The organism is Paracoccus ferrooxidans, assembly GCF_029909815.1.
GTDB classification, from domain to species: domain Bacteria; phylum Pseudomonadota; class Alphaproteobacteria; order Rhodobacterales; family Rhodobacteraceae; genus Paracoccus; species Paracoccus versutus.
In genome coordinates this window covers 763,823-786,459 of the sequence record NZ_CP038198.1, presented here as the reverse complement: position 1 = coordinate 786,459, position 22,637 = coordinate 763,823, and the positions used below count along the sequence as shown (strand labels likewise).

Sequence of the window (22,637 nt, the reverse complement as noted above, 5' to 3'; positions counted from 1 at the left end):
GTACCGGAGCAGATGAAAATGGCAGCACCCCACGCCATCCACGAGGAATTTCCCAACGATGCGGAGCGCATTCACGAGCTGAAGCTCTCGGATGCGCATTTCGCGCGCCTGCTTGAGGAATATGACGAGGTGAACGACCAGGTCGCCGCGGCCGAAAGCCGCCATACGCCGATGTCGGAAGAGGCCGAGACCCAGCTGCGCAAGCAGCGCGCCGGGCTGAAGGACGAGATCGCCCGCATGCTGGCCGCCGCCCGCGCCTGACGGGCCGCCCGGCTGCCGGCCTGGGGCTGGATGGGGCGTGCGGCGGGTCCGCGCGCCCTTTTTCCTTGCCTGTCCGGCCCGCGGCCGGGGCTTGAAAGCCGCCGGGCGCATTCCTACTTCAACCCTGTCGGAAGGCCCCTGGGGCGCCGACGGACCTGCCCGCCCGCACCGGGGGGCAAGCCTTTGTATCGCTTGAAGAAGGATGCGAAACATGCGCAATTTCGACCTGACTCCGCTTTATCGTGCCTCGGTCGGCTTCGACCGCATGGCCGATGTCATGGACCGTGCCCTGTCGGCCGACATCGCCAGCTACCCGCCCTATAACATCGAGAAGACCGGCGAGAATGCCTATCGCATCTCGATCGCCGTCGCCGGCTTTTCCGCCGACGAGCTGAGCGTCGAGGTCAAGGACGGCGCCGTCATCGTCTCGGGCCGCAAGGCCGCCGAGGACGAGGGCCGCAGCTATCTGCATCGCGGCATCGCCACCCGCGCCTTCGAACGCCGCTTCACCCTGGCCGATCATGTCCGGGTGCAGGGCGCCAGCCACGAGGATGGCATGCTGAACATCGACCTGGTGCGCGAGATCCCCGAGGCGCTGAAGCCGCGCCGCATCGAGATCGCCAAGCCGGCCAAGGCGGTGGAAAAGCTGGACGCCTGACGGCGCGGCCGGGGGCGCCGCCCCCGGACCCCCGGAGTATTTGCAGAACGGTGAAAGCCAAGGGGCGCCGGTTTCGGAGCCCCTTTTGTCATGCACACCGCCGATCCGTGTCCTGCGTCTTTCTCTGTTGTGAAAATACCCTCGGGGTCCGGGGCAGAGCCCCGGCTCGGCGGGCGTCGCTAGAACTGGCGGCGGGCGCGCAGCGCGGCGGTGATGGTGCCGTCGTCGAGATAGTCCAGCTCCCCGCCGATCGGCACGCCCTGCGCCAGGCCGGTGACGGCGACGCCGGTGGGTGCCAGCGCCTCGGCGATGTAATGCGCTGTGGTCTGGCCCTCGACCGTGGCCGAGAGGGCGAGGATGACCTCGGTGACCTTTTCCTCGGCGATGCGGGCGATGAGCTGGGGGATGCGCAGGTCTTCGGGGCCGATCTCGTCCAGCGCCGAGAGGCTGCCGCCCAGCACGTGGTAGCGGCCGTGAAAGGCGCGGCCGCGTTCCAGCGCCCAGAGGTCGGCCACGTCGGTCACCACGCAGATCTCGCCGGTGGCGCGGCCGGGATCCTCGCAGATCGGGCAGATGTCGGACTGGGTGATATTGCCGCAGACCAGGCATTCGCGGGCATGCTCCGCCACGCTGGCCATCAGCGCCGCAAGCTGGGCCATCTGCCCGGCGCGGCGGCGGATCAGGTGCAGCACGATGCGCCGGGCCGAGCGCGGCCCGAGCCCCGGCAGCCGTGCCATGGTGGCGATCAGCGTCTCGATCTCGTCGCCGGAGGTGGGCGGCATCGCCTAGAACGGCATCTTCATGTCGGCGGGCAGGCCGAGTTCGCGGGTCAGGCGAGCCATCTCCTCGGCCGCCTTGTCCTGCGCCCGGCGCTGCGCGTCCCTGACCGCGGCCAGGATCAGGTCCTCGACCACTTCCTTGTCCTCGGCCCGGAAGATCGAGGGGGCGATGTCGAGCGCCGTCAACTCGCCCTTGGCCGTCGCGGTGGCCTTGACCAGCCCGCCGCCCGATTCGCCGGTGACGGTCAGGCGGTTCAGCCCTTCCTGCATCTCGGCCATCTTGGTCTGCATCTGCTGGGCGGCTTCCATCATCTTCGACAGGTCGCCCATGTCGCCAAGGCCCTTGAACATCGCCTAATCCTCGTCCTCGAAGGGATCCCATTCCTCGACCTCGGCCACCGGGCCTTCGGTCAGCTCATGCGGGGATGTATCCTCGCCCGCCGGTTTTTCAACCGCGACCGGCACCGGGATCGGCCGGATCCGGGTGATCCTGGCACCGGGGAAGGCGGCGAAGATCGCCTGCACGGTCGGGTTCTGCATGGCGCGGGCGCGGGCCTCGGCCTCGCGTTCGGCGCGCTGTTCGCTGATCGAGGGCCGGCCGGGGTCCGAGGTCACGGTCACCGCCCAGCGTTGGCCGCCGGTCCAGCCGCGCAGCCGTTCCGCCAGCCGCTGCGCCAGGTCGCGCGGCGCCTGCTCGGTCGGCTGGAACTCGATCCGGCCGGGGGAATAGCGCACAAGACGCAGGTGATCCTCGACATCGAGCAGCAGCTTCATGTCGCGCATCCGCCGGATCAGCTCGATCACCGATTCGAAGTCCGGGAACCCCGCCAGCGCATCGGGCGAGACCGCCAGCGCCGCGGCGCTGCCGTCCTGGCGCACCGCCATGGGCGCGCGGGGCGCGGCGGCCGCCCGCGGCGCCTCGCTGCGCGCGGCGGCCGGTGCGGCGCTGCGGCTGAACGCGCCCGCCGCGGCGCTGGCCTGCACCTTGCGGATCAGCGCCTCGGGGTCGGGCAGGTCGGCGACATGGGTCAGGCGGATGATCGCCATCTCGGCCGCCATCATCGCGTTCGGGGCCTGGCCCACCTCTTCCAGGGCCTTCAGCAGCATCTGCCACAGCCGGGTCAGCGCCCGCATCGGCACCTTTTCCGCGATCTGCTGGCCGCGGGCGCGTTCGTCCGGGCCGATGGTCGGGTCGTCCAGCGCCTCGGGCGTGATCTTCACGATCGAGACCCAATGCGTGATCTCGGCCAGGTCGCGCAGGACCGCCATCGGGTCGGCGCCATCGGCATATTGCGCCTGCAGCTCGGCCAGCGCCTCGGCCGCCGCACCGCGCAGGATCATGTCGAAGAGGTCCAGCACCCGGCCGCGGTCCGCCAGTCCCAGCATGGCGCGGACCTGCGTCGCCGTCGTCTCGCCCGCGCCATGGCTGATCGCCTGGTCCAGCAGGCTGGTCGCGTCGCGGGCCGAGCCCTCGGCGGCGCGGGTGATCAGCGCCAGCGCGTCCTCGGTGATCTCGGCGCCTTCCGCCGTCGCGATGCGGCGCAGCAGCGCGATCATCACCTCGGGCTCGATGCGGCGCAGGTCGAAACGCTGGCAGCGCGACAGAACCGTGACCGGCACCTTGCGGATCTCGGTGGTGGCAAAGATGAACTTCACATGCGGCGGCGGTTCTTCCAGCGTCTTCAGAAGCGCGTTGAAGGCGCTGGTCGAAAGCATGTGGACTTCGTCGATGATATAGATCTTGTAGCGGGCCGAGGCGGCGCGATAGTGAACCGATTCAATGATTTCGCGGATGTCGTTCACGCCGGTTCTGGATGCGGCGTCCATCTCCATCACGTCGACGTGCCGGCCTTCCGAGATCGCCACGCAATGCTCGCAGACCCCGCAGGGCTCGGTCGTCGGGCCGCCCTGGCCGTCGGGGCCTGTGCAGTTCAGCCCCTTGGCGATGATGCGCGCCGTGGTGGTCTTGCCGGTGCCGCGGATGCCGGTCATCACGAAGGCCTGCGCGATGCGGTCCGCGGCGAAGGCATTCTTCAGCGTCCGCACCATCGCGTCCTGGCCGACCAGGTCGGCAAAGGTCTCGGGGCGGTATTTCCGCGCCAGCACCTGGTAGTTCCGTTCGCTCTCGCTCATGCCTCGGCCTTTGTTGACCGGCGCAGATTAGCGGCGCGGACGGGGGGCGGCAACCGCCCTTAGGCGGGCTGCCAGTCGAAGGCCAGTTCCTCGCGGAAGGCGAAGCGGGCGATGTGGCTGTCGACGATGTGGCGCATATGGGCGGTGGTGTCCTCGGGCGCCTCCAGCCGGATCTCCAGCGCCTCGGGCGTGGCGGTCAGGGTCACGATGCGATCCTCGGGCATGGCGATGCGGCCCTGGGCGGGGTCGAAGGCGACCTCGAACTTGTGCGCCCAATGCTTGCAGAGCTGCTGCAGGTAGCGGCTGCCGTTCGGCGTCGCCACGCGGCAGGTCGAAAGGATGACGGTCTGGGACATGGTCTTTCCTGTCTTGCGGGTCCGGCTGGCGGCGGCTGGCGGACATGGAAGGGTCACGAAACGGTGAGCGGGCTCGGCCCGGACCCGGTGTCCCCCATATAACCCGGATGAGGCGACGTTCAATCCTGCTTGCCCTGCCGCTGCTGGCCCTGCCGCGCCTGGCGCCGGCCTCGCCGCGCCAGGTGCTCGAGGCGGCGGACCTGCCGCAATTGCGCGCCGTCGCCGTCTGGCGCGACGGCGAGGAGGTGGCGGCGCGCGGCTTCGGCGGCTTCACGCCCGACCGGGCGACGAACATCAAGTCGGCCTCGAAATCCATCGTCTCGGCGCTGGCGGGCATCGCCATCGCGCGCGGGCTGTTCTCCGGCACCGACCAGCCGGTGGCCGAGCTGCTGCGTGCCGACCTGCCCGCCGACCCCGACCCGCGCCTGGCCCGGCTGACGCTGGGGCACCTGCTGTCGATGCAGGCGGGCCTGCAGCGCCAGTCCGGGCCGAACTACGGCCGCTGGGTAGGCAGCCGCAACTGGGTGCGCGCCGCGCTGGCCGCGCCCTTCGTCGCCGATCCGGGGCAGGGGATGCTTTACTCCACCGCCTCGACGCATCTGGTCTCGGCCATGCTGGCGCGCGCCTCGGGGCGCTCGACGCTGGCGCTGGCGCGGGACTGGCTGCGCATCCCCGGCTTCGCCATCGCCGCATGGGACCGTGATCCGCAGGGCATCCATCTGGGCGGCAACCAGATGGCGATGAGCACCCGCAGCCTCCTGGCCTTCGGCGCCGCCTATGCCGCGGGCGGGCAGGGCGTGATCCCGCCGCGCTGGATCGAGGCCAGCTGGCAGCCGCGCACCCGCTCGATCTTCAACGGCGAGGCATATGGCTATGGCTGGTTCATCAGCCGCATCGGCGGCCGGCCGGTGCGCTATGGCTGGGGCTATGGCGGGCAGATGATCTACGTGTTTCCCGGCCGGGTGCCGGTCGCCATCGCCATGACCTCGGACCCCGACCAGCCCTCGGCCCGCTCGGGCTATCGCACCGAGCTGCATGCGCTGGCCGGCCGGCTGGTGGCGGCGCTGTGATTTCCCGGCCGTTTCTCCGTTGCGAAAATACTCCGGGGGAGGCCCGCAGGGCCGGGGGCAGCGCCCCCATCCCGCCCCCGTCCGCCCCCCGTTGACCCGGAGGCTGGCGCGGCATATCTGCCCCTCATGGCACGCGCACCGCTTTTGCAACTCACCGATATTTCCCTGACCTTCGGCGGCAATCCCGTCTTCGACGGGCTGAACCTGACCGTCCAGCAGGGCGACCGGCTGGCGCTGGTCGGCCGCAACGGCTCGGGCAAGTCCACGCTGATGAAGGTCATGGCCGGGCTGGTCGAGCCCGACAGCGGCGAGGTCGTCACCCCCGCCGGCATCCATGTCGGCTACATGGAGCAGGATCCCGACCTGTCCGGCTTTGCCACCCTGGGCGATTTCGCCCGCGCCGGCCTTGGCGACGCCGAGGGCTACCGCGTCGAGATGGCGGCCGAGGGGCTGAAATTCGACCCCGACCGCCCGACAGCCACCGCCTCGGGGGGCGAGCGGCGGCGGGCGGCGCTGGCCCGGCTGCTCGCCGAGGCGCCGGAACTGATGCTGCTCGACGAGCCGACCAACCATCTCGACATCGAGGCGATCGGCTGGCTGGAAGAGCAGCTTTCCACGACCAGGGCCGGCTTCGTGCTGATCTCGCACGACCGGGCCTTCCTGCGGGCGCTGACGCGGGCGACGCTGTGGATCGACCGCGGCGAGGTGCGCCGGCAGGACCGTGGCTTCGAACATTTCGAGGATTGGCGCGAAACCCTCTGGGCCGCCGAGGACGAGGCGCGCCACAAGCTCGACCGCAAGATCAAGGCCGAGGCCCGCTGGGCGGTCGAGGGCATCAGCGCCCGGCGCAAGCGCAACCAGGGCCGCGTCCGCGCGCTGGCCGCGCTGCGCGAGGAACGCGCCGGCCAGATCCGCCGCCAGGGCACGGCGGCGATGGAACTGGACGCGGGGCCGCAATCCGGCAAGCGGGTGATCGACGCCAGGGGCATCTCCAAGTCCTTCGGCGAGCGGGTGATCCTGAAGCCCTTCGACCTGCGGGTTCTGCGCGGCGACCGCGTGGCCTTCGTCGGCCCGAACGGCGCCGGCAAGACCACGCTGATCAAGATGCTGACCGGCGAGATCGCGCCCGATACCGGCGATGTCAGGCACGGCACCAACCTGGAAATCGCGGTCTTCGACCAGGCGCGCAGCGCCATAGACGAGACGGTGACGCTGTGGGACGCGCTGGCGGGCGACCCGTCCATGCGGGTTTCGGGGCGCTCGGACCAGGTGATGGTGCGCGGCAACCCGCGCCATGTCGTGGCCTATCTCAAGGATTTCCTGTTCGACGAGGCGCAGGCGCGCGCCCCGGTCGGCAGCCTCTCGGGCGGGGAAAAGGCGCGGCTTTTGCTGGCGCGGATCATGGCCCGGTCCTCGAACCTGCTGGTGCTGGACGAGCCGACCAACGACCTCGACGTCGAGACGCTGGACCTGCTGCAGGACATCCTGGGCGACTACGACGGCACGGTGCTGCTGGTCAGCCACGACCGCGACTTCATCGACCGCGTGGCCACGACCACGGTGGCGATGGAGGGCGACGGTCGCGCCACGATCTATCCCGGCGGCTGGTCCGACTATCGCGCGCAGCGCCCGCAGGCGACCCCCGCGCCCGAGCCGGCCCGGCCGGTCCCCGCCAAGCCCGCGCAGGTCGCGCCCGCGCCCAAGGCCGAGGCGGCGCGCGCCGGGCTCAATTTTTCGGAACGCAAGCGGCTGGAGACGCTGCCGGCCGTGATCGAGCGGCTGGAGGCCGAGATCGGCAAGCTGACCGAGTTCCTGGCCCAGCCCGACCTGTTCCAGACCGCCCCGGCCAAATTCGCCAAGGCCAGCGACGCCCTGGTCGAACGCCAGCAGGCGCTGGCCGCCGCCGAGGAGGAATGGCTGGACCTGGCCGAGCGCGACCAGGGCTGAAGCGACCGAATATCCGGCCGCGCGCAGACAGCCCTTGCATTTTTGCGCATTGCCCCCCATGTTCTGCGGGCTAGGTTATTTCTTCCGCATCCTGTCTCCTTTCCGGCTTCAGACTATGCTTCGATCTGACTGAGCCGGGCCGTCGCATGTCGCGGACGGTATTACTCTAAGGAGACATCACGATGGCCAATGGCACCGTGAAATGGTTCAACGCCACCAAAGGCTTCGGCTTCATCGCCCCCGCAGAGGGCGGCAAGGACGTGTTCGTCCACATCTCGGCCCTCGAGCGGGCGAACATCCGTCAACTCGATGACGGCCAGGCCGTGACCTTCGAAATCGAAACCGGCCGCGACGGCCGTCAATCGGCGCGCGACCTGGCGCTGGCCTGATCCGGCCCCCGATTTCAAGACAGATGGTCCGACCGATCCTGGTCGGACCAACCTTATCGGAGGCTCGCATGGCACCCAAGGACCGACTGAAGGGACTTTTCCGCGAGCCGACGCCGCTGACGGCGATGGATCGGACCACCTCCGAGGCCAGGCAGATCATCAGCGAGCAGACCCAGCGCCGCCAGGAGCTGACTGCAAGCCTGCGCGCGGCGCGGCTGGCCAGGGAAGCCGCCGACGGCGGGACAGCGGGCAAGAAGCGCAAGAAATAGACGCCTCGCGCGTCACGGGTCTCGCGCAGTTCCTCCTGACCACTCCCATATTATCCCCTTATCGCGGCTGGTCCCATCGGGCCTTTCCCGGCGCAACCGGGCGAGGGTCGGGTGGGGGCGGCCCAATAATCTCAAGAAAAAAAGGCAAGACAAACATGGCAAGAACATCGAACAGGCGCGTCAATCGCCGCAAGATCACGCAAAGACAGCAGGACCGCCGCCGGCTGGCGATCATGTTCCTGAACAAGCAGATCGAAGCCTCGGCCGCTGCCGGGCGCGAGGGCAAGGCGGCCTCCGCCTCCTGAATCGTCAGGCGGCCGGTCAGCGTTCCAGGACCAGCCGGTTCCCCTCGATGCTGACACGGGCAAAGCGCGACAGGTAGGACATGCCCATCAGCGATTGCTCGAGTTCGGCGCGCAGCACCACCGCAGGAACGCGGGTGTCGCGGATCTCGCCGATGGCGACCGAATCGAGCAGCACGGTCGCGGTCTGGACGATGCCGTTCGCGGTGCGGGCCTGGCCGGCATAGGCCAGCGTCTCGGGGTCGATGCCGACGCGGGCGGCGTCCCTGGGCCCCAGCGCGATGCTGGTGGCGCCGGTGTCGATGACGAAGCGCACCGGGGTGCCGTTTATCTGCGCGGTCAGGTGGTAATGGCCGTCATTGCCGACCGGCACCTCGATCCGGCCGCCTTCCAGCATCCGTGCCTGCGGCGAGATGGTGCCGCGGATGTCGTCCCAAAGCCCGGCCAGCGCCACCGCGCCCAGGAAGATCAGCCCCCAGGCCGCCGCCTGCCGCAGCGTCTGGCCCGGCCGGACGCGCAGCTCGACCAGCAGGAAGCCGCCGACGGCGACCAGCAGCAGCACAAGATAGGCGATCCGGCCGAATTCCTCGCCCATCATACCAGCCCCGAACCCTTGAGCCCGTCGATCACGAACTGGATCGACAGCGCCGCCAGCAGCATGCCGAAAAGCCGCGTGACCACCATGGTCCCGGTGCGGCCCAGCACATGCGCAATGGGCACGGCCACGGCGAAAAGCGCGGCGGCGATGCCCAGGACCGCCAGCATGACCAGGTGGATCATCAGCGTATGGGCGGGGCCGGGGTTCTGCCCGACCAGCAGGATCATCGAGGCCAGCGCCCCCGGACCGGCCAGCAGCGGCGTCGCCAGCGGAAAGACCGAAGGATCGTCGTCATCGTCCCTGGCCTGGCCCTCGCGCCGCTCGGTGCGGCGTTCGAACAGCATGTCCAGCGCGGTCAGGAACAAGAGCAGCCCGCCGGCGATGCGGAAGGCGGACAGCGAGATGCCGATGCCGGTCAGGATCGCCTCGCCCGCAAGGCCGAAAAGCGTCATCAGCGCCGCAGCGATGGCCAGGGCCCGCCAGCCGATCCGCCGCCGCCGCTGCGGCGTCATGTCGCGGGTCAGGGCGATGAACAGCGGCGCAAGCCCCACCGGGTCGATCACGACGAACAGCGTGACAAAGGCGCTGATGATCTGGGTGCTTTCCATGGCGGGCGGTATGGCGTGGAACCTGGGCAGGGGCGAAGCGCGGCGGCGGGGCAAACGGCGCGATCACGCGTTTGGGGCTTTCGAAGAGGGCGATCCCGACCTATATCGGGACAGATGGATGCACCGCAAGGCCCAGGGGCCTGCCACGGAGGAAAACAGATGCACGCACCTTCACCCATGGCGCTATTGCTGATCGCAATCGTCGTTCTGGTTCTTTTCGGGCGCGGCAAGGTCTCGTCCCTGATGGGCGAGGTCGGCAAGGGGATCACCGCCTTCAAGAAAGGCGTCAAGGAAGGCGCCGAGGATATCGACGCCGCCGCCCACAGCGAGCCCAAGGAACTGGAGCAGCTGAAGACCGCCGACGACATCGAGCGCGCCCGCGCCGACCTGGCCGCCGAACGCGCCAAGCTTGACGCCGAGCGCGCCCGCACCGGCGCCGACAGCGCGCTGCGCGACGTGACGCCGACCGACACGACCAAGCTCTGATCCCCCGGCCCGACGGTCATGTTGGATATCGGCTGGAGCGAGTTGCTGCTGATCGGCGTGGTGGCGCTGATCGTCATCGGACCCAAGGATCTGCCCAAGCTGTTTCACACGCTGGGCCGGATCACCGCGCGCGCGCGCTCGATGGCGCGCGAGTTCAGCAGCGCGATGGAGGATGCGGCCAAGAGCTCGGGCCTTGACGACGCGGCCAAGACGCTCAAGGACGTGAACGCGCTGAGCTCGAAACGCGCGCTGGGGCTTGACGCGCTGGAACGCGCGACCGAGCGGTTCGAGAAATGGGATCCGCTGAACCCCAAGGACGAGGCCGGCCGCAAGGCGCCCGTCCCCGATCCCTCGGCCCCGCTGCCGCCGCAGCCCGCGGCGAACGGCAGCGATGTGCCTGCCGCCCCGCCCGCCGACCTGCCGCCCGCGCCGGGCGTCGCCGCCCCGCCGGTAGCCGCCGAGGATGCGCTGGACACGGCCGAGGGGCTCCGCCGCCTGCACGCCGTGCGCCGGTCCGACCGCGCTTGACAAGACTGACATGAAGAGGCCGCTCCCGTGGCGATGAAATCTGCCAAGCCGGACGATATCGACGACACATCCGCCCCCCTGATCGAGCATCTGGCCGAGCTGCGCACGCGGCTGATCTGGTCGGTTCTCGCCTTCGTCGTGGCGATGGTGCTGTGCTATTTCGTCTGGAACCCGATCTTCGACTTCCTGACCCAGCCGATCTGCCACGCGCTGGAAAAGCGCGACCAGGCCTGCGGTCTGATCCTGCTGAAACTGCAGGAGGGCTTCTTCGTCGCCATGCGCATCGCCTTCTTCGGCGGCTTCGTGCTGGCCTTCCCGGTGGTCGGCTACCAGCTGTGGCGTTTCGTTGCGCCGGGGCTTTACCGCAGCGAAAAGAACGCGCTGCTGCCCTTCCTGGTCGCCTCGCCGGTGATGTTCCTGATCGGCGCGGCCTTCGCCTATTACATCATCCTGCCCTGGGCCTTCGACTTCTTCCTGGGCTTCCAGCAAGGTCCGGCGGCACAGCCCGCCGATCCGGCGGCCGCCGCCGCGGCTGGGGCGGCGGGTGCGGCGGGTGCCGAGCAGCCCTGGGCCGGCATCGTCTTCCAGGGCTCGGTCGAGGAATACCTGGCGCTGACCACCAAGTTCATCCTGGCCTTCGGCCTGTCCTTCCAGTTGCCGGTGGCGCTGACGCTGATGGGCAAGGCGGGGCTGGTGTCCTCGGAAGGGCTGGCCAGCGTGCGCCGCTATGCCATCGTGGTGATCCTGATCCTTGCCGCCATGGTCACGCCGCCCGATGTCATCAGCCAGATCGTGCTGTTCTCGGTGATCTACGGGCTTTACGAGGTGTCGATCTTCCTGGTGCGGCGGATGGAGAAGAAACGCGAGCTGGAAGAACAGGAAGCCGATGTCTGACGAAGCCCTGCTGCGCATCGCCGCGGCGCTGGAACGCATGTCGCCGCCGCCCGCGCCCGAGCCGAGTTTCACCGAGGCCACCGCCTATGTCTGGCAGCCCGACCCCGACCGGCTGGAGCCGGTGGCCGAGGTCAACCGCGTCGATCTGGTGCAGCTGATCGGCATCGACCGGGCGCGCGACACGCTGCTGGCGAACACGCTGCAATTCGCCCGCGGCCATGCGGCGAACAATGCGCTGCTTTGGGGTTCGCGCGGCATGGGCAAGAGCTCGCTGGTCAAGGCCGTGCATGCCGAGGCGGTGCGCCAGGGCCTGCCGCTGGTGCTGGTCGAGATCGCGCGCGAGGATCTGGGCTCGGTCGGGCGGCTGCTGGCGATCCTGGGCCGGGCGAGCGAGCGCCGCTTCGTGCTGTTTTCCGACGACCTGTCCTTCAGCCATGACGACACGCAATACAAGTCGCTCAAGGCGGTGCTGGACGGCGGCATCTCGGGGCGGCCGGCGAACGTGATCCTTTACGCCACCTCGAACCGGCGCCACCTGATGCCGCGCGACATGATCGACAACGAGCGCTCGACCGCCATCCATCCCGGCGAGGCGGTCGAGGAAAAGGTCTCGCTGTCGGATCGCTTCGGGCTGTGGCTGGGCTTTCATCCCTGCTCGCAGGACGAATACCTGGCCATGGTGCGCGGCTATTGCGACGCCTACGGCTTGCAGATCCCCGAGGAGCAGTTGCGCGCCGAGGCGATCGAGTGGCAGGCGACGCGCGGCTCTCGCTCGGGCCGGGTGGCCTGGCAGTTCTTTACCGATCTCGCGGGGCGCAACGGCATCGCGATCTGATTCGACGGTGTTTCCGCGCAGGCGGCGGTGGCGCTTGCCGTGCGCGCCGTGGCGCGTGGTTTTTGGGTATTTGGGCAACGAAGAAGATCGGCCGCGGGCGATCATGGCGCAGGGGCCGGGGGCGGGCCAAAAACTTTCAGAAACCTGCTTTCGGCCCCTTGACGCCCCCCGCCGCCCGCCGTAAATCGCACGCACTCCGTGGCGGAGTAGCTCAGCTGGTTAGAGCAGAGGAATCATAATCCTTGTGTCGGGGGTTCAAATCCCTCCTCCGCTACCATTTCTCCCCCTTTGCAGATGAACCACCCCTTCGGGTCCGTTGCCCTTTTGCGCGGGCGAGGGATGGGGGCGCCGGAACGGCGGGAAGCCCTTTGGGGAGCCCGCTGCTGCCGCGACCGGCGTAAAAAGCCCCAGGTCGTCCGTCCGGCTTTTTCTTGACACCGGCAGGGCCGCGCACCTTACTATCCGTCAGCCTTTAACGCAGGGCGCAAGAACATGCCGGAAAGCATCCAGAAGGAGGACTGGGAGCGATTCCGAGCGCTGGGGAGCGTACCCCCCAGCATACGGGAGGTCGTGCTCAGATCCTGGGTCAGGTCCAGGGGACGCAAGGAGATCGAGACGCTCAAGCGCGCGCCCAGCGTCGCGCAGGACGAGTTGCGCGCGATCCGCAGCCGGAACCAGCGCCTGCGCTCGGCCGCGCAGACGGCGATCCGCCGCGCCGGCTACATGCTGAACGACGCGGGGATGATGCTGCTGCTTTGCGACCGCAGCGGCGTGGTGATGGAGGCCGAGGGCGATGCCCGCATCCTGTCGCGCGGGCAGGAAAACCACCTTCACCCCGGCGGCCATTGGAACGAGGACACCATCGGCACCAATGCGATCGGCACGGCGCTGCACCTGGTCAAGCCCGTCACCATCTCGGGCGTCGAGCATTTCTGCGAGGCGATCCAGCGCTGGTCCTGCGCCGCCGCGCCGATCAAGGATCCGTTCAGCGGCGAGTTGCTGGGCGCCATCGACATCTCGGGGCCTTCCGAACAGTCCTTCGGCCAGGTCGCGGCCTTTTCGGTCACGCTGGCCATGCAGATCGAAGAGGCGATGCGCAACGCCGGTCTGCAGGAGCATCGCCGCCTGGTCGAGCGGCTGCTGGCCGAGCGCCGCGACCGCAGCGGCGATGCGATCATGGTGCTGGACCGCTTCGGCCAGCCGGTCTGGTCCAGCGCCGGTTTCGATGCCGCGGCGGGCCGGGCCTGGGACGGCGAGGGCAGGGCGCTGCACCTGCCGGCCGACGCGCGCGATGGCGATCCGGGCCATCTGGCCGCCCGGCTGCGGCAGGTTCTGCCCCATGCCGACGTGGACGTGCTGGCGGATCGCGGCGACATGCTGGGCGTCATGCTTACCCTGCCGCGGCCCGGTTTGCGCAGCCGCGGCCCGGCCGATCCGGCGGTGGACCTGGCGCAGATCGCCCAGAGCGGCGCCTGCCTGGGCCCGATCTGCGCCGCCGCCGCGAAATATGTCGAGGGCAACGTGCCCCTGCTGATCGAGGGGCCGGTGGGGGCGGGAAAGGAAACCCTTGCCCGTGCGCTGCATGGTGCGGGGCCGCAGGCGGGCCAGCGCTTCGAATTCGTCGATTGCAGCCTGCTGGACCCCGATGCGCTGCGCGACGACCTGGTCGATGCGGGCGCGCTGACGCGGCTGGCCGAAAGCGGCGGGACGCTGTGCCTGGACGAGCCGGCCCAGGCGCCGCCGCCGGTGCAGGCGCTGCTGGCGCAGGTCCTGGCCCATCTGCGCCGCGCGGCAACCGCGCCCTTGCAGATCCTGTCGCTGTCCTCGGCTGGTCTGGCCGAGCGGATGGCGCAGGGCGAACTGCGCAGCGACCTGTATTTCCGGCTTGCCGCCGCCACCCTGCGCCTGCCCGCCCTGGCCGAGCGGCGCGACGACCTGCCCGCCCTGATCCGCCGCTTTGCCGCGGCTTATCCGCAGCAGCGCCATGGCCGGGCCCTGCGCTTTACCCCGGCGGCGATGCTGCATCTTCAGGCGCATGACTGGCCGGGCAACCTGCGCGAATTGCGCAACCTCATGGAATCGCTGGGCGCGACCTCGCTGAGCGGGCTCGTCGACGTAGCCGATCTGCCGCGGCACCTGACCCGGCCCGCCGGGCCGCGGGCCGAAAGCACCCTGCGCGACCGCGAACGGGCCGAGATCGCCGCCGCCGTGGCCGAGGCGGGCGGCAACATGACCGAGGTCGCCCGGCGGCTGGGGATCGCGCGCTCGACGCTGTATCTGAAGCTGGACCAATACGGCATCCCGCGCCCGCGCCGCGACTGACGCGCCGGCAGCTGTCCGCCCGTTGTCCGCCCGCTGTCCGACACATCGTCCGAAAACCGGACAACACGGGCCGGCCCCTCGGTTCCATCCTGTCATCACGCCACGGGGAGGTGGCGCAATGGGAGGAGAAAACCGTGCCATTGGACAAATCCAACAATCGCAAGGTGCAGGTGCTGGGCATCGACGCCGGCGGCACCATGACCGACACGTTCTTTGTCGACAGCGAGGGCGAATTCGTCGTCGGCAAGGCGCAATCGACGCCGCAGAACGAGGCGCTCGGCCTGATCGCCAGTTCCAAGGAAGGGCTTGAGCATTGGGGCCTGACGCTGGAGGAGGCGCTGTCCGGCATCCAGACCGGCGTCTATTCCGGCACCGCCATGCTGAACCGCGTGGTGCAGCGCAAGGGGCTGCGCTGCGGGCTGATCGTCAATGCGGGGATGGAGGACTTCCACCGCATGGGCCGCGCGATCCAGGCCTATCTGGGCTTTGCCTACGAGGACCGCATCCACCTGAACACGCATTACTACGACGAGCCGCTGGTGCCGCGCCACCTGACCCGCGGCGTGATGGAGCGCGTCGACATGTCCGGGACCGTGGTCATCCCGCTGCGCGAGGATACCGCGCGGCAGGCGGCGCGCGACCTGATCGCGCAGGATGTCGAGGGCATCGTGATCTCGCTTCTGCACAGTTATCGCAACCCCGGCCATGAACGCCGGGTGCGCGACATCGTGCAGGAAGAGGTGGCGGCCTCGGGCAAGTCGATCCCGGTCTTTGCCTCGACCGACTATTACCCGGTGCGCAAGGAAACCCACCGCACCAATACCACGATCCTGGAAGCCTATGCCGCCGAGCCGTCGCGGCAGACGCTGAACAAGATCTCGTTGGCCTTCAAGGAGAACGGCTCGAAATTCGACTTCCGGGTGATGGCGACCCATGGCGGCACCATCAGCTGGAAGGCCAAGGAACTGGCGCGCACCATCGTCTCGGGCCCCATCGGCGGGGTGATCGGGGCGAAATACCTGGGCGAGGTGCTGGGCTATTCCAACATCGCCTGTTCCGACATCGGCGGCACATCGTTTGACGTGGCGCTGATCACCCAGAACGAGCTGACCATCCGCAACGACCCCGACATGGCGCGGCTGGTCCTGTCGCTGCCGCTTGTCGCCATGGATTCGGTCGGCGCCGGGGCGGGCAGCTTCATCCGGCTCGACCCCTATACCAAGGCGATCAAGCTGGGGCCGGACAGCGCCGGCTATCGCGTCGGCGTCTGCTGGGCCGAATCGGGGATCGAGACCGTCACCATTTCGGACTGCCACGTCATCCTGGGCTATCTGAACCCCGACAACTTCCTGGGCGGGCAGGTCAAGCTGGACCGCGAGCGCGCCTGGAACGCGATGAAGGAACAGATCGCCGATCCGCTGGGCCTGTCGGTCGAGGATGCGGCGGCGGGCGTGATCGAGCTTCTGGACAGCGACCTGCGCGACTACCTGCGCTCGATGATCTCGGGCAAGGGCTCGACGCCGGGCAACTTCGTCTGCTTCAGCTATGGCGGCGCCGGGCCGGTCCATACCTACGGCTATACCGAGGGGCTGGGCTTCGAGGACGTGATCGTGCCGGCCTGGGCTGCGGGCTTTTCCGCCTTCGGCTGCGCGGCGGCGGATTTCGAATACCGCTATGACAAGTCGCTGGACATCAACATCGCCACCGACGCCAGCGCCGACCTGAAGGCCAACCAGGCCAAGACCCTGCAAGCCGCCTGGGAGGAACTGCGCGAGCGCGTGCTGGAGGAGTTCGAGATCAACGGCTACCGCCCCGACCGGGTCAAGCTGCAACCGGGCTTCCGCATGCAGTATCGCGGCCAGCTGAACGACCTGGAGATCGAAAGCCCGATCACCGAGGCGCATTCCGCCGAGGATTGGGACAAGCTGGTCGAGGCGTTCAACGACACCTATGGCCGGGTCTATGCCGCCTCGGCGCGCTCGCCCGAACTGGGCTATTCCGTGACCGGCGCGATCATGCGCGGCACGGTGCCGATCCCCAAGCCCAAGATCCCCAAGGAAGAGTTGCAGGGCGAAACCCCGCCCGAGGATGCCAAGCTGGGCACCCGCAAGTTCTATCGCCACAAGACATGGGTCGATGCGCAGCTCTACCAGATGGAAAAGCTGCAACCGGGCAACCGCATCACCGGCCCCGCGATCATCGAATCCGATGCCACGACCTTCGTCGTGCCGGGCGGTTTCGAGACGTTCCTGGACGGGCATCGCCTGTTCCACCTCAAGGAAGTCTAAGGGAGGAATGACACCATGAACATGCAAACGAAGGTCGACACCGGCGGCATCGTCCGCGGCGGCGAGACCCTGAAGCAGCACCGCGACCGGCTGATGGAGGCCACCAAGCGGACCAAACATTACGCCGGCCTCGAGCGGCTGGACCTGCGCGACAGCGATCCGATCAAGTATAACAAGCTGTTTTCCCGGCTGCGCGCCGGGGTGGTCGATGCGCGCGAGACCGCCAAGAAGATCGCCGCCTCGCCCATCGTCGAGCAGGAGGGGGAACTGTGCTTCACCCTCTACAACGCCGCCGGCGACAGCATCCTGACCTCGACCGGCATCATCATCCATGTCGGCACCATGGGCGCGGCGATCAAATACATGATCGAGAACGGCTGGGAGCATAACCCCGGCATCCGCGACAAGGACATCTTCTGCAACAACGACAGCCTGATCGGCAACGTCCATCCCTGCGACATCCACACCATCGTCCCGATCTTCCACGAGGGCGAGCTGATCGGCTGGGTCGGCGGCGTGACCCATGTGATCGACACCGGCTCGGTCGGGCCGGGGTCGATGTCCACCGGGCAGGTGCAGCGCTTTGGCGACGGCTATTCCATCACCTGCCGCAAGATCGGCGAGAACGACACGCTGTTCCGCGACTGGCTGCATGAAAGCCAGCGCATGGTGCGCACCACCCGCTACTGGATGCTGGACGAGCGCACCCGCGTCGCCGGCTGCCACATGATCCGCGACCTGGTGCAGGAGGTGATCGCCGACGAAGGCATCGAGTCCTACTGGAAATTCGCCTATGAGGCGGTGGAACACGGCCGCATCGGCCTGCAGGCCCGCATCAAGGCGATGACCATCCCCGGCAAGTATCGCCAGGTCGGCTTCGTCGACGTGCCCTATGCGCATGAGGACGTGCGGGTTCCGTCCGACTTTGCCAAGGTCGACACGATCATGCACACGCCATCCGAGATCACCATCCGCGGCGACGGCACCTGGCGGCTGGACTTCGAGGGATCGAGCCGCTGGGGCTGGCATACCTACAACGCCCATCAGGTCAGCTTCACCAGCGGCATCTGGGTGATGATGACCCAGTCGCTGATCCCGACCGAGATGATCAACGACGGCGCCGCCTACGGCACCGAGTTCCGCCTGCCCAAGGGCACCTGGATGAACCCCGACGACCGCCGCGTGGCCTTCAGCTATTCCTGGCACTTCCTGGTCAGTTCCTGGACGGCGCTGTGGCGGGGTCTCAGCCGGGCCTATTTCGGCCGCGGCTACCTGGAAGAGGTCAATGCCGGCAACGCCAATACCTCGAACTGGCTGCAGGGCGGCGGCTTCAACCAGTATGACGAGATCCATGCCGTGAACTCGTTCGAATGCGCGGCGAACGGCGTCGGCGCCAGCGCGCATATGGACGGCATCAGCCATGCCGCCGCGGTCTGGAACCCGGAAGGCGACATGGGCGACATGGAGATCTGGGAACTGGCCGAGCCGCTGGTCTATCTGGGCCGGCAGATCAAGGCCAGCTCCGGCGGCGCGGGCAAGTATCGCGGCGGCTGCGGCTTTGAATCGCTGCGCATGGTCTGGAACGCCAAGGACTGGACCATGTTCTTCATGGGCAACGGCCATATCAGCTCGGACTGGGGGCTGATGGGCGGCTATCCCGCCGCCTCTGGCTATCGCTTCGAGGCGCATGACACCCGGCTTCAGGAGATCATCGCCCAGGGCGGCGCCATCCCGCATGGCGGCGACACCGACCCCGAGAACCCGACCTGGGAGGCGATGCTGCCCGATGCGCGCATCAAGCGCGACAAGCAGGCGATCACCACCGAGGCCATGTTCAAGGACTACGACCTCTATCTGAACTACATGCGCGGCGGGCCCGGCTTCGGCGATCCGCTGGACCGCGAGCCGCAGAAGGTGGCCGACGACGTGAACGGCGGCTACCTGCTGCCCCGCTTTGCCGACAGCGTCTATGGCGTGGTGCTGCGGGACGCGGGCGACGGCATGAAGGGCGTGGACCTGGCCGCGACCGAGGCGCGGCGCAAGGCAATCCGCAAGCAGCGGCTGGAGGAATCGGTGCCCACCCAGGAGTGGATGGAGGGCGAACGCCAGCGCATCCTGGCCAAGGACGCGGGCGTGCATGTCCAGCAGATGTTTGCCGCATCCTTCAAGCTGGGCCCGCGTTTCGAACAGCAGTTCCGGGACTTCTGGAACCTGCCGGTGGACTGGAAGCTGATGGAGGCGGACCTGCCGATCCCTTCCTACGGGCGCGAATACTCGATGGACATCTCGGAACTGCCGGACGTCAGGACCGTGCAATTCGTCGAGGAATGACGCCCCGGCTGCGTCCGGTCCCCCTCGGGCGCAGCCAACCCCTTCAAGGCCAATCCAAGGGAGGACATGATGGCCTATACCAAAGCCAAGATCAAAGACCTGGTGGACGGCAAGATCGACCGCGACACGCTGCACACCATGCTGGCCACGCCCAAGGACAAGGAGCGTTTCCAGATCTACCTGGAGATCCTGCAGGAACAGGTGGACTGGGACGACCCGATCATCCTGCCGCTGGGGCCCAAGCTCTACATCGTCCAGCGCCAGTCGGACAAGAAATGGATGATCCGCAGCCAGGCCGGTTACGATTTCTGCGAATGGGACCAGAACTGGAAGCTGCATGCCCGCATCCGCGTGCGCAGCACCCCGGCGCAGATGGAAGAGCTGTATCCGCGGCTGATGGCGCCTTCGCCGGAATGGCAGGTGATCCGGGAGTATTTCTGCCCGCTTTCGGGCGATCTGCTGGATGTCGAGGCGCCGACGCCCTGGTATCCGGTGATCCATGATTTCGAACCGGACATCGACACCTTCTATCGCGACTGGCTGGACCTGCCCGTCCCCGAACGCGCCTGACCGCCGGTCCCGAGCCATGCCCGACGCCGCGGCTGCCCCGATGCGGGCGGCCGCGGTTTTCGCCGCGGTTTTCCGTGCCGATCGCCCGCCCGCCCGCCCGTCCGTTTCCCGATCGGGACTCGCGACGAGGCGGCCTTCCGGGTTAGGATCGCCCGGCACGAGGCAGCAGGAGGGGCCTGGCCATGCGCATCGATCCGACAGCCGACCTGGGCACGCATGAGGTGCTGAACCAGCCGCCGGGCCCCGGCGACCGCGACCTGTGGCGCGACGATCCCGCCCTGCGCGCCATGCTGGAGGCCGGCGGCGCGCAGCCCGAGGGGCTGGCCCGCTATGGCGCGCAACTCGGCCGGGCCGAGGCGGCGGGGGCGGCGCGCGATGCCAACCGCCATCCGCCCGAGCTTGTCCTGTTCGACAGCGGCGGCCGGCGGCTGGACGAGCTGCGCTTTCACCCCGCCTGGCATGGCTTCATGCGCGATTCCATCGCCGCCGGCTATCACTCGGTCGCGTGGGAGGGCGGTCCGGCCGGCCACCTGACCCATGCCGCCATGGTCTATCTGGCCAGCCAGGTCGAGCCGGGGCATTGTTGCCCGCTGACCATGACCTATGCCGCCATCCCGGTCGTCTCGGGCGCCGCTGACCTGCCCGGCGACTGGCGGGCGGCGCTGCTTTCGCGGCGCTACGACCCGGCGGTGCTGCCGCTTTCCGCCAAGCAGGGCGCGACGCTGGGCATGGCGATGACGGAAAAGCAAGGCGGTTCCGACCTGCGCGCCAACACCACGCGGGCCGAGCCGGACGGCGATGCCTGGCGGCTGACCGGGCATAAATGGTTCTGCTCGGCGCCGATGTCGGACGGGTTCCTGACGCTGGCGCAGACCGGGCGCGGGCTGACCTGCTTTCTGGTGCCGCGCTGGCTGGAGGGCGGGCGCAACGCCATCCGCATCCAGCGGCTCAAGGAGAAGCTCGGCAACCGCTCGAACGGCTCGGCCGAGATCGAATATTGCCGCGCCCTGGCCTGGCGGATCGGCGACGAGGGCGAGGGCATCCGCACCATCCTTGCGATGGTGCATCACACCCGGCTCGACACCGCCCTGGCGCCGGCCGGGCTGATGCGGGCGGCGCTGCGCGAGGCGCATCACTGGACCGCCCATCGCAGCACCTTCCAGCGCCGGCTGATCGACCAGCCCCTGATGCGGGCGGTGCTGGCCGACCTGGTGCTGGACTGGCAGGGCTGCCTGGCGCTTGGCCTGCATGTCGCCGCCAGCTTCGACGGCTGCGAGGCCGAGGATCGCGCCTTTGCCCGCATCGGCGTGGCGCTGGCGAAATACCTGTCGAACAAGCTGTGTCCCATGGTCGTGGCCGAGGCGATGGAGGTGCTGGGCGGCATGGGCTATGTCGAGGACACGCTCCTGCCGCTGCTGTACCGCGAGGCGCCGCTGAACGGCATCTGGGAAGGATCGGGCAATGTGATCTGCCTCGACGTGCTGCGCACGCTGGCGCGCGAACCCCTGGCGGCCGAGACGCTGGCGGTGCGGCTGGATAGCGCCCTGGGGCTGGACCCGGCCTATGACGCGGCGCTGGCCGCGCATCGCGAGCGCTGGGGCGGCGGCGTGCCCGAGGCCGAGGCGCGCTGGTTCACCGAGCGCAGCGCCCTGCTGCTGGCCGCTGCCGTGCTGCTGGTCCAGGGCGATGCCGACCTGGCCGGGGCTTTCGTGCGCACGCGCCTTGGCGCCGAGCGCGGCCGCACCCCCGGCGCCATCCCCGCCGCCATGGCCGAGCGCATCCTGGCCCAGGGCTTCCCGGTCGAGGCGGAAACGGCCGATCAGCGCGACAGGTAGAAATCGGCGGCGCTGGCCACCCGGATCTCCATCTCGGGCGAGGCGCCGGCCATCACGTCCAGTTCGGCATAGGCGGCAAGGTCCAGCCCGCTTTCCTGCGCGATGGCGCGGATCGGCACCTGGCTGTCGCGGAAATCGCCAAAGACGAAGCGCCCGCCCGCCGGCCGGGGCAGGTAATCCATCTGCGAGCGGCGATAGCCGATGGCGGTGAGTTCCCCGGTCTCGGCATGGACGAAGGCCAGGATCTTCCAGAAGGCGGTGGGGATCTGGCGGTTGTAATAGACCGGATCCTGGGCCGAGAGGATGGGGCCGGTGATGACCGTCACCTTCAGGTTGGCGCGGTCGGCATTGTCCAGCACGTAATCCTCCAGCGCCAGCCAGATGCCGCCGTTGAAGCCCTGCCGCTGCGGGGCGGCATTGGTGATGTGGAATGTGTCCGCCTCGGCCTGCCGCGCGATCTCGGGCAGGCCCCAGTTCGGGTCTTCGCGCCGGGTCAGGTGGCCGCGGCTGAACAGGCCCTGGTGGTCGTTGCCATAGCCTTCGCGCAGGTTCTGCGCCTGCGGGTCGATGCGCGGGTCGCGCCGCCAGACGTCGCTGCGCGGCAGGCCGCGCCGGGACCGGCTGCCGTCGATGTTGCAGGCGCTGCAAAGCGGCAGGCCGCGCGACCGCGCCATGCGGACCGAGAAATGGGTATAGCCGATCTCGGTCCCGTCCCCGCCGGGATCGCGCGCCTCGGGAAGCAGGCCCACCAGATCACCCGCCCAGCGGCCTGGGCCGGGCAGGGGCAGGGGCTGCTCGGGCAGGATGAAGCGCGGGTCATAGCCCTGCCGGTCGCCATAGCTTTCCAGCGGCAGCGGCGTTTCGACCACCCGCAGCGGGTCCGGCCCGGCGGGCGGGCCGAAGCCGCGCCGCATCAGCGCAGCTGCGCCTTGTGCGGAGGATTGAGCCGGAAGATCTTTTCCTGCGCCAATTGCCAATGCGCAAGATCGCCCAGGCATTTGCGCACGTCCTTCACGCTGCCCTTGACCCGGATGGTCCCCGGCACGACCTCTTCGGCGGGAAACGGCTTCAACTGGTCCAGCACCTCGGCGGTTTCCTCGCGGCTGGGGTCGCGGTCATCGGAATAGACGAGCACGCAGCTCGGGGTCTTCTTGCGTTCGGCCTTCATGGTCATCACC

Annotated in this window: 24 protein-coding genes and 1 tRNA gene; 17 read left to right on the top strand and 8 right to left on the bottom strand. The window is 68.6% G+C overall.

Translation table 11 applies throughout. The features are described 5' to 3' along the window. Nucleotides 1–18: 18 nt before the first annotated feature. Nucleotides 19–261 (top strand): HP1242/YdcH family protein, encoded by a 243-nt coding sequence (locus tag E3U26_RS03925; protein WP_072461994.1) that lies wholly within the window; start codon nucleotides 19–21, stop codon nucleotides 259–261. A 211-nt stretch (nucleotides 262–472) separates the two neighbouring features. Beyond that, on the top strand, nucleotides 473–919 hold the full coding sequence (locus tag E3U26_RS03920; RefSeq protein ID WP_036759727.1) for an Hsp20 family protein: 447 nt from the start codon (nucleotides 473–475) through the stop codon (nucleotides 917–919). Nucleotides 920–1,098: 179 nt separating this feature from the next. Here the strand turns inward: E3U26_RS03920 and recR are convergent, their stop codons facing one another. From recR to E3U26_RS03900, 4 genes are read right to left on the bottom strand one after another with little or no spacing between them, the layout of a single operon-like run. Continuing rightward, the gene (recR, locus tag E3U26_RS03915) at nucleotides 1,099–1,701 is read right to left on the bottom strand and encodes a recombination mediator RecR (protein ID WP_036759725.1); all 603 of its coding nucleotides are present in this window, start codon (nucleotides 1,699–1,701) and stop codon (nucleotides 1,099–1,101) included. 3 nt (nucleotides 1,702–1,704) lie between these two features. Further along, complete coding sequence (locus tag E3U26_RS03910) at nucleotides 1,705–2,049, bottom strand: YbaB/EbfC family nucleoid-associated protein (RefSeq protein WP_499105522.1); 345 nt, start codon at nucleotides 2,047–2,049, stop codon at nucleotides 1,705–1,707. Between the two features lie 3 nt (nucleotides 2,050–2,052). Beyond that, nucleotides 2,053–3,831: a DNA polymerase III subunit gamma/tau gene (locus tag E3U26_RS03905; protein WP_214272502.1), complete on the bottom strand. Its 1,779-nt coding sequence runs from the start codon at nucleotides 3,829–3,831 to the stop codon at nucleotides 2,053–2,055. Nucleotides 3,832–3,890: 59 nt separating this feature from the next. Then, nucleotides 3,891–4,187 (bottom strand): DUF2218 domain-containing protein, encoded by a 297-nt coding sequence (locus tag E3U26_RS03900; protein ID WP_072461991.1) that lies wholly within the window; start codon nucleotides 4,185–4,187, stop codon nucleotides 3,891–3,893. A gap of 107 nt (nucleotides 4,188–4,294) precedes the next feature. On the opposite strand from E3U26_RS03900, the gene E3U26_RS03895 reads away from it, so the two are divergent. The 5 genes from E3U26_RS03895 to E3U26_RS03875 all read left to right on the top strand — a co-directional run bounded on the left by E3U26_RS03895 (nucleotide 4,295) and on the right by E3U26_RS03875 (nucleotide 8,167). Beyond that, a complete protein-coding gene (locus tag E3U26_RS03895) occupies nucleotides 4,295–5,257 on the top strand; it encodes a serine hydrolase domain-containing protein (protein WP_499105521.1) in 963 nt (320 codons plus the stop codon). A 126-nt stretch (nucleotides 5,258–5,383) separates the two neighbouring features. Then, complete coding sequence (locus tag E3U26_RS03890; protein ID WP_499105520.1) at nucleotides 5,384–7,204, top strand: ABC-F family ATP-binding cassette domain-containing protein; 1,821 nt, start codon at nucleotides 5,384–5,386, stop codon at nucleotides 7,202–7,204. 182 nt (nucleotides 7,205–7,386) lie between these two features. Then, the gene (locus E3U26_RS03885) at nucleotides 7,387–7,593 is read left to right on the top strand and encodes a cold-shock protein (protein WP_036759195.1); all 207 of its coding nucleotides are present in this window, start codon (nucleotides 7,387–7,389) and stop codon (nucleotides 7,591–7,593) included. A gap of 68 nt (nucleotides 7,594–7,661) precedes the next feature. Next, on the top strand, nucleotides 7,662–7,862 hold the full coding sequence (locus E3U26_RS03880; RefSeq protein WP_036759192.1) for a hypothetical protein: 201 nt from the start codon (nucleotides 7,662–7,664) through the stop codon (nucleotides 7,860–7,862). Nucleotides 7,863–8,017: 155 nt separating this feature from the next. Then, the gene (locus E3U26_RS03875; RefSeq protein WP_157034092.1) at nucleotides 8,018–8,167 is read left to right on the top strand and encodes a hypothetical protein; all 150 of its coding nucleotides are present in this window, start codon (nucleotides 8,018–8,020) and stop codon (nucleotides 8,165–8,167) included. Nucleotides 8,168–8,183: 16 nt separating this feature from the next. Here E3U26_RS03875 and E3U26_RS03870 read toward each other — a convergent pair whose 3' ends face one another. Continuing rightward, nucleotides 8,184–8,759: a retropepsin-like aspartic protease family protein gene (locus tag E3U26_RS03870; RefSeq protein ID WP_243785759.1), complete on the bottom strand. Its 576-nt coding sequence runs from the start codon at nucleotides 8,757–8,759 to the stop codon at nucleotides 8,184–8,186. Beyond that, the gene (locus E3U26_RS03865; protein WP_499105519.1) at nucleotides 8,759–9,370 is read right to left on the bottom strand and encodes a MarC family protein; all 612 of its coding nucleotides are present in this window, start codon (nucleotides 9,368–9,370) and stop codon (nucleotides 8,759–8,761) included. The genes E3U26_RS03870 and E3U26_RS03865 overlap by 1 nt, the downstream gene beginning before the upstream one ends. Before the next feature lie 159 nt (nucleotides 9,371–9,529). Here E3U26_RS03865 and E3U26_RS03860 point away from each other — a divergent pair, with 159 nt between their 5' ends. From E3U26_RS03860 to E3U26_RS03815, 10 genes are all read left to right on the top strand, one after another. After that, complete coding sequence (locus E3U26_RS03860; RefSeq protein WP_072461988.1) at nucleotides 9,530–9,856, top strand: twin-arginine translocase TatA/TatE family subunit; 327 nt, start codon at nucleotides 9,530–9,532, stop codon at nucleotides 9,854–9,856. An 18-nt stretch (nucleotides 9,857–9,874) separates the two neighbouring features. After that, entirely contained in the window at nucleotides 9,875–10,384 is a 510-nt protein-coding gene (tatB, locus tag E3U26_RS03855) for a Sec-independent protein translocase subunit TatA/TatB (protein ID WP_499105518.1), read from the top strand. A 33-nt stretch (nucleotides 10,385–10,417) separates the two neighbouring features. Further along, entirely contained in the window at nucleotides 10,418–11,278 is an 861-nt protein-coding gene (tatC, locus tag E3U26_RS03850) for a twin-arginine translocase subunit TatC (RefSeq protein WP_036759184.1), read from the top strand. Beyond that, nucleotides 11,271–12,113 carry an ATP-binding protein gene (locus E3U26_RS03845; RefSeq protein ID WP_036759181.1) on the top strand — a complete coding sequence of 281 codons (843 nt, stop codon included), beginning with the start codon at nucleotides 11,271–11,273 and terminating at the stop codon, nucleotides 12,111–12,113. Before tatC ends, E3U26_RS03845 begins: the two co-directional genes overlap by 8 nt. 200 nt (nucleotides 12,114–12,313) lie before the next feature. Next, nucleotides 12,314–12,390: transfer RNA gene (locus E3U26_RS03840), tRNA-Met, on the top strand. A gap of 293 nt (nucleotides 12,391–12,683) precedes the next feature. Further along, nucleotides 12,684–14,435 (top strand): sigma-54-dependent Fis family transcriptional regulator, encoded by a 1,752-nt coding sequence (locus E3U26_RS03835; RefSeq protein ID WP_346428956.1) that lies wholly within the window; start codon nucleotides 12,684–12,686, stop codon nucleotides 14,433–14,435. A 140-nt stretch (nucleotides 14,436–14,575) separates the two neighbouring features. Next, entirely contained in the window at nucleotides 14,576–16,723 is a 2,148-nt protein-coding gene (locus E3U26_RS03830; RefSeq protein ID WP_499105771.1) for a hydantoinase/oxoprolinase family protein, read from the top strand. Nucleotides 16,724–16,738: 15 nt separating this feature from the next. Beyond that, complete coding sequence (locus tag E3U26_RS03825) at nucleotides 16,739–19,054, top strand: hydantoinase B/oxoprolinase family protein (RefSeq protein WP_499105517.1); 2,316 nt, start codon at nucleotides 16,739–16,741, stop codon at nucleotides 19,052–19,054. Nucleotides 19,055–19,123: 69 nt separating this feature from the next. Then, nucleotides 19,124–19,624, top strand: a complete 501-nt coding sequence (locus tag E3U26_RS03820; protein WP_036759216.1) for an acetone carboxylase subunit gamma — start codon at nucleotides 19,124–19,126, stop codon at nucleotides 19,622–19,624. Nucleotides 19,625–19,806: 182 nt separating this feature from the next. After that, entirely contained in the window at nucleotides 19,807–21,459 is a 1,653-nt protein-coding gene (locus E3U26_RS03815) for an acyl-CoA dehydrogenase family protein (protein WP_499105516.1), read from the top strand. Here the strand turns inward: E3U26_RS03815 and E3U26_RS03810 are convergent. Further along, nucleotides 21,444–22,373 (bottom strand): DNA/RNA non-specific endonuclease, encoded by a 930-nt coding sequence (locus tag E3U26_RS03810; protein ID WP_499105515.1) that lies wholly within the window; start codon nucleotides 22,371–22,373, stop codon nucleotides 21,444–21,446. The two genes, E3U26_RS03815 and E3U26_RS03810, sit on opposite strands and share 16 nt — an antisense overlap. After that, nucleotides 22,373–22,627, bottom strand: coding sequence for a hypothetical protein (locus E3U26_RS03805; protein WP_139293952.1), 255 nt, complete (start codon nucleotides 22,625–22,627; stop codon nucleotides 22,373–22,375). Before E3U26_RS03805 ends, E3U26_RS03810 begins: the two co-directional genes overlap by 1 nt. Between the last annotated feature and the right edge of the window lie 10 nt (nucleotides 22,628–22,637).

Coding starts and splice junctions, on each gene's coding strand:
- E3U26_RS03925 (WP_072461994.1), top strand. CDS start 19: ATGGCAGCACCCCACGCCATCCACGAGGAATTTCCCAACGATGCGGAG.
- E3U26_RS03920 (WP_036759727.1), top strand. CDS start 473: ATGCGCAATTTCGACCTGACTCCGCTTTATCGTGCCTCGGTCGGCTTC.
- recR (WP_036759725.1), bottom strand. CDS start 1,701: ATGCCGCCCACCTCCGGCGACGAGATCGAGACGCTGATCGCCACCATG.
- E3U26_RS03910 (WP_499105522.1), bottom strand. CDS start 2,049: ATGTTCAAGGGCCTTGGCGACATGGGCGACCTGTCGAAGATGATGGAA.
- E3U26_RS03905 (WP_214272502.1), bottom strand. CDS start 3,831: ATGAGCGAGAGCGAACGGAACTACCAGGTGCTGGCGCGGAAATACCGC.
- E3U26_RS03900 (WP_072461991.1), bottom strand. CDS start 4,187: ATGTCCCAGACCGTCATCCTTTCGACCTGCCGCGTGGCGACGCCGAAC.
- E3U26_RS03895 (WP_499105521.1), top strand. CDS start 4,295: ATGAGGCGACGTTCAATCCTGCTTGCCCTGCCGCTGCTGGCCCTGCCG.
- E3U26_RS03890 (WP_499105520.1), top strand. CDS start 5,384: ATGGCACGCGCACCGCTTTTGCAACTCACCGATATTTCCCTGACCTTC.
- E3U26_RS03885 (WP_036759195.1), top strand. CDS start 7,387: ATGGCCAATGGCACCGTGAAATGGTTCAACGCCACCAAAGGCTTCGGC.
- E3U26_RS03880 (WP_036759192.1), top strand. CDS start 7,662: ATGGCACCCAAGGACCGACTGAAGGGACTTTTCCGCGAGCCGACGCCG.
- E3U26_RS03875 (WP_157034092.1), top strand. CDS start 8,018: ATGGCAAGAACATCGAACAGGCGCGTCAATCGCCGCAAGATCACGCAA.
- E3U26_RS03870 (WP_243785759.1), bottom strand. CDS start 8,759: ATGGGCGAGGAATTCGGCCGGATCGCCTATCTTGTGCTGCTGCTGGTC.
- E3U26_RS03865 (WP_499105519.1), bottom strand. CDS start 9,370: ATGGAAAGCACCCAGATCATCAGCGCCTTTGTCACGCTGTTCGTCGTG.
- E3U26_RS03860 (WP_072461988.1), top strand. CDS start 9,530: ATGCACGCACCTTCACCCATGGCGCTATTGCTGATCGCAATCGTCGTT.
- tatB (WP_499105518.1), top strand. CDS start 9,875: ATGTTGGATATCGGCTGGAGCGAGTTGCTGCTGATCGGCGTGGTGGCG.
- tatC (WP_036759184.1), top strand. CDS start 10,418: ATGAAATCTGCCAAGCCGGACGATATCGACGACACATCCGCCCCCCTG.
- E3U26_RS03845 (WP_036759181.1), top strand. CDS start 11,271: ATGTCTGACGAAGCCCTGCTGCGCATCGCCGCGGCGCTGGAACGCATG.
- E3U26_RS03825 (WP_499105517.1), top strand. CDS start 16,739: ATGAACATGCAAACGAAGGTCGACACCGGCGGCATCGTCCGCGGCGGC.
- E3U26_RS03820 (WP_036759216.1), top strand. CDS start 19,124: ATGGCCTATACCAAAGCCAAGATCAAAGACCTGGTGGACGGCAAGATC.
- E3U26_RS03815 (WP_499105516.1), top strand. CDS start 19,807: ATGCGCATCGATCCGACAGCCGACCTGGGCACGCATGAGGTGCTGAAC.
- E3U26_RS03810 (WP_499105515.1), bottom strand. CDS start 22,373: ATGCGGCGCGGCTTCGGCCCGCCCGCCGGGCCGGACCCGCTGCGGGTG.
- E3U26_RS03805 (WP_139293952.1), bottom strand. CDS start 22,627: ATGAAGGCCGAACGCAAGAAGACCCCGAGCTGCGTGCTCGTCTATTCC.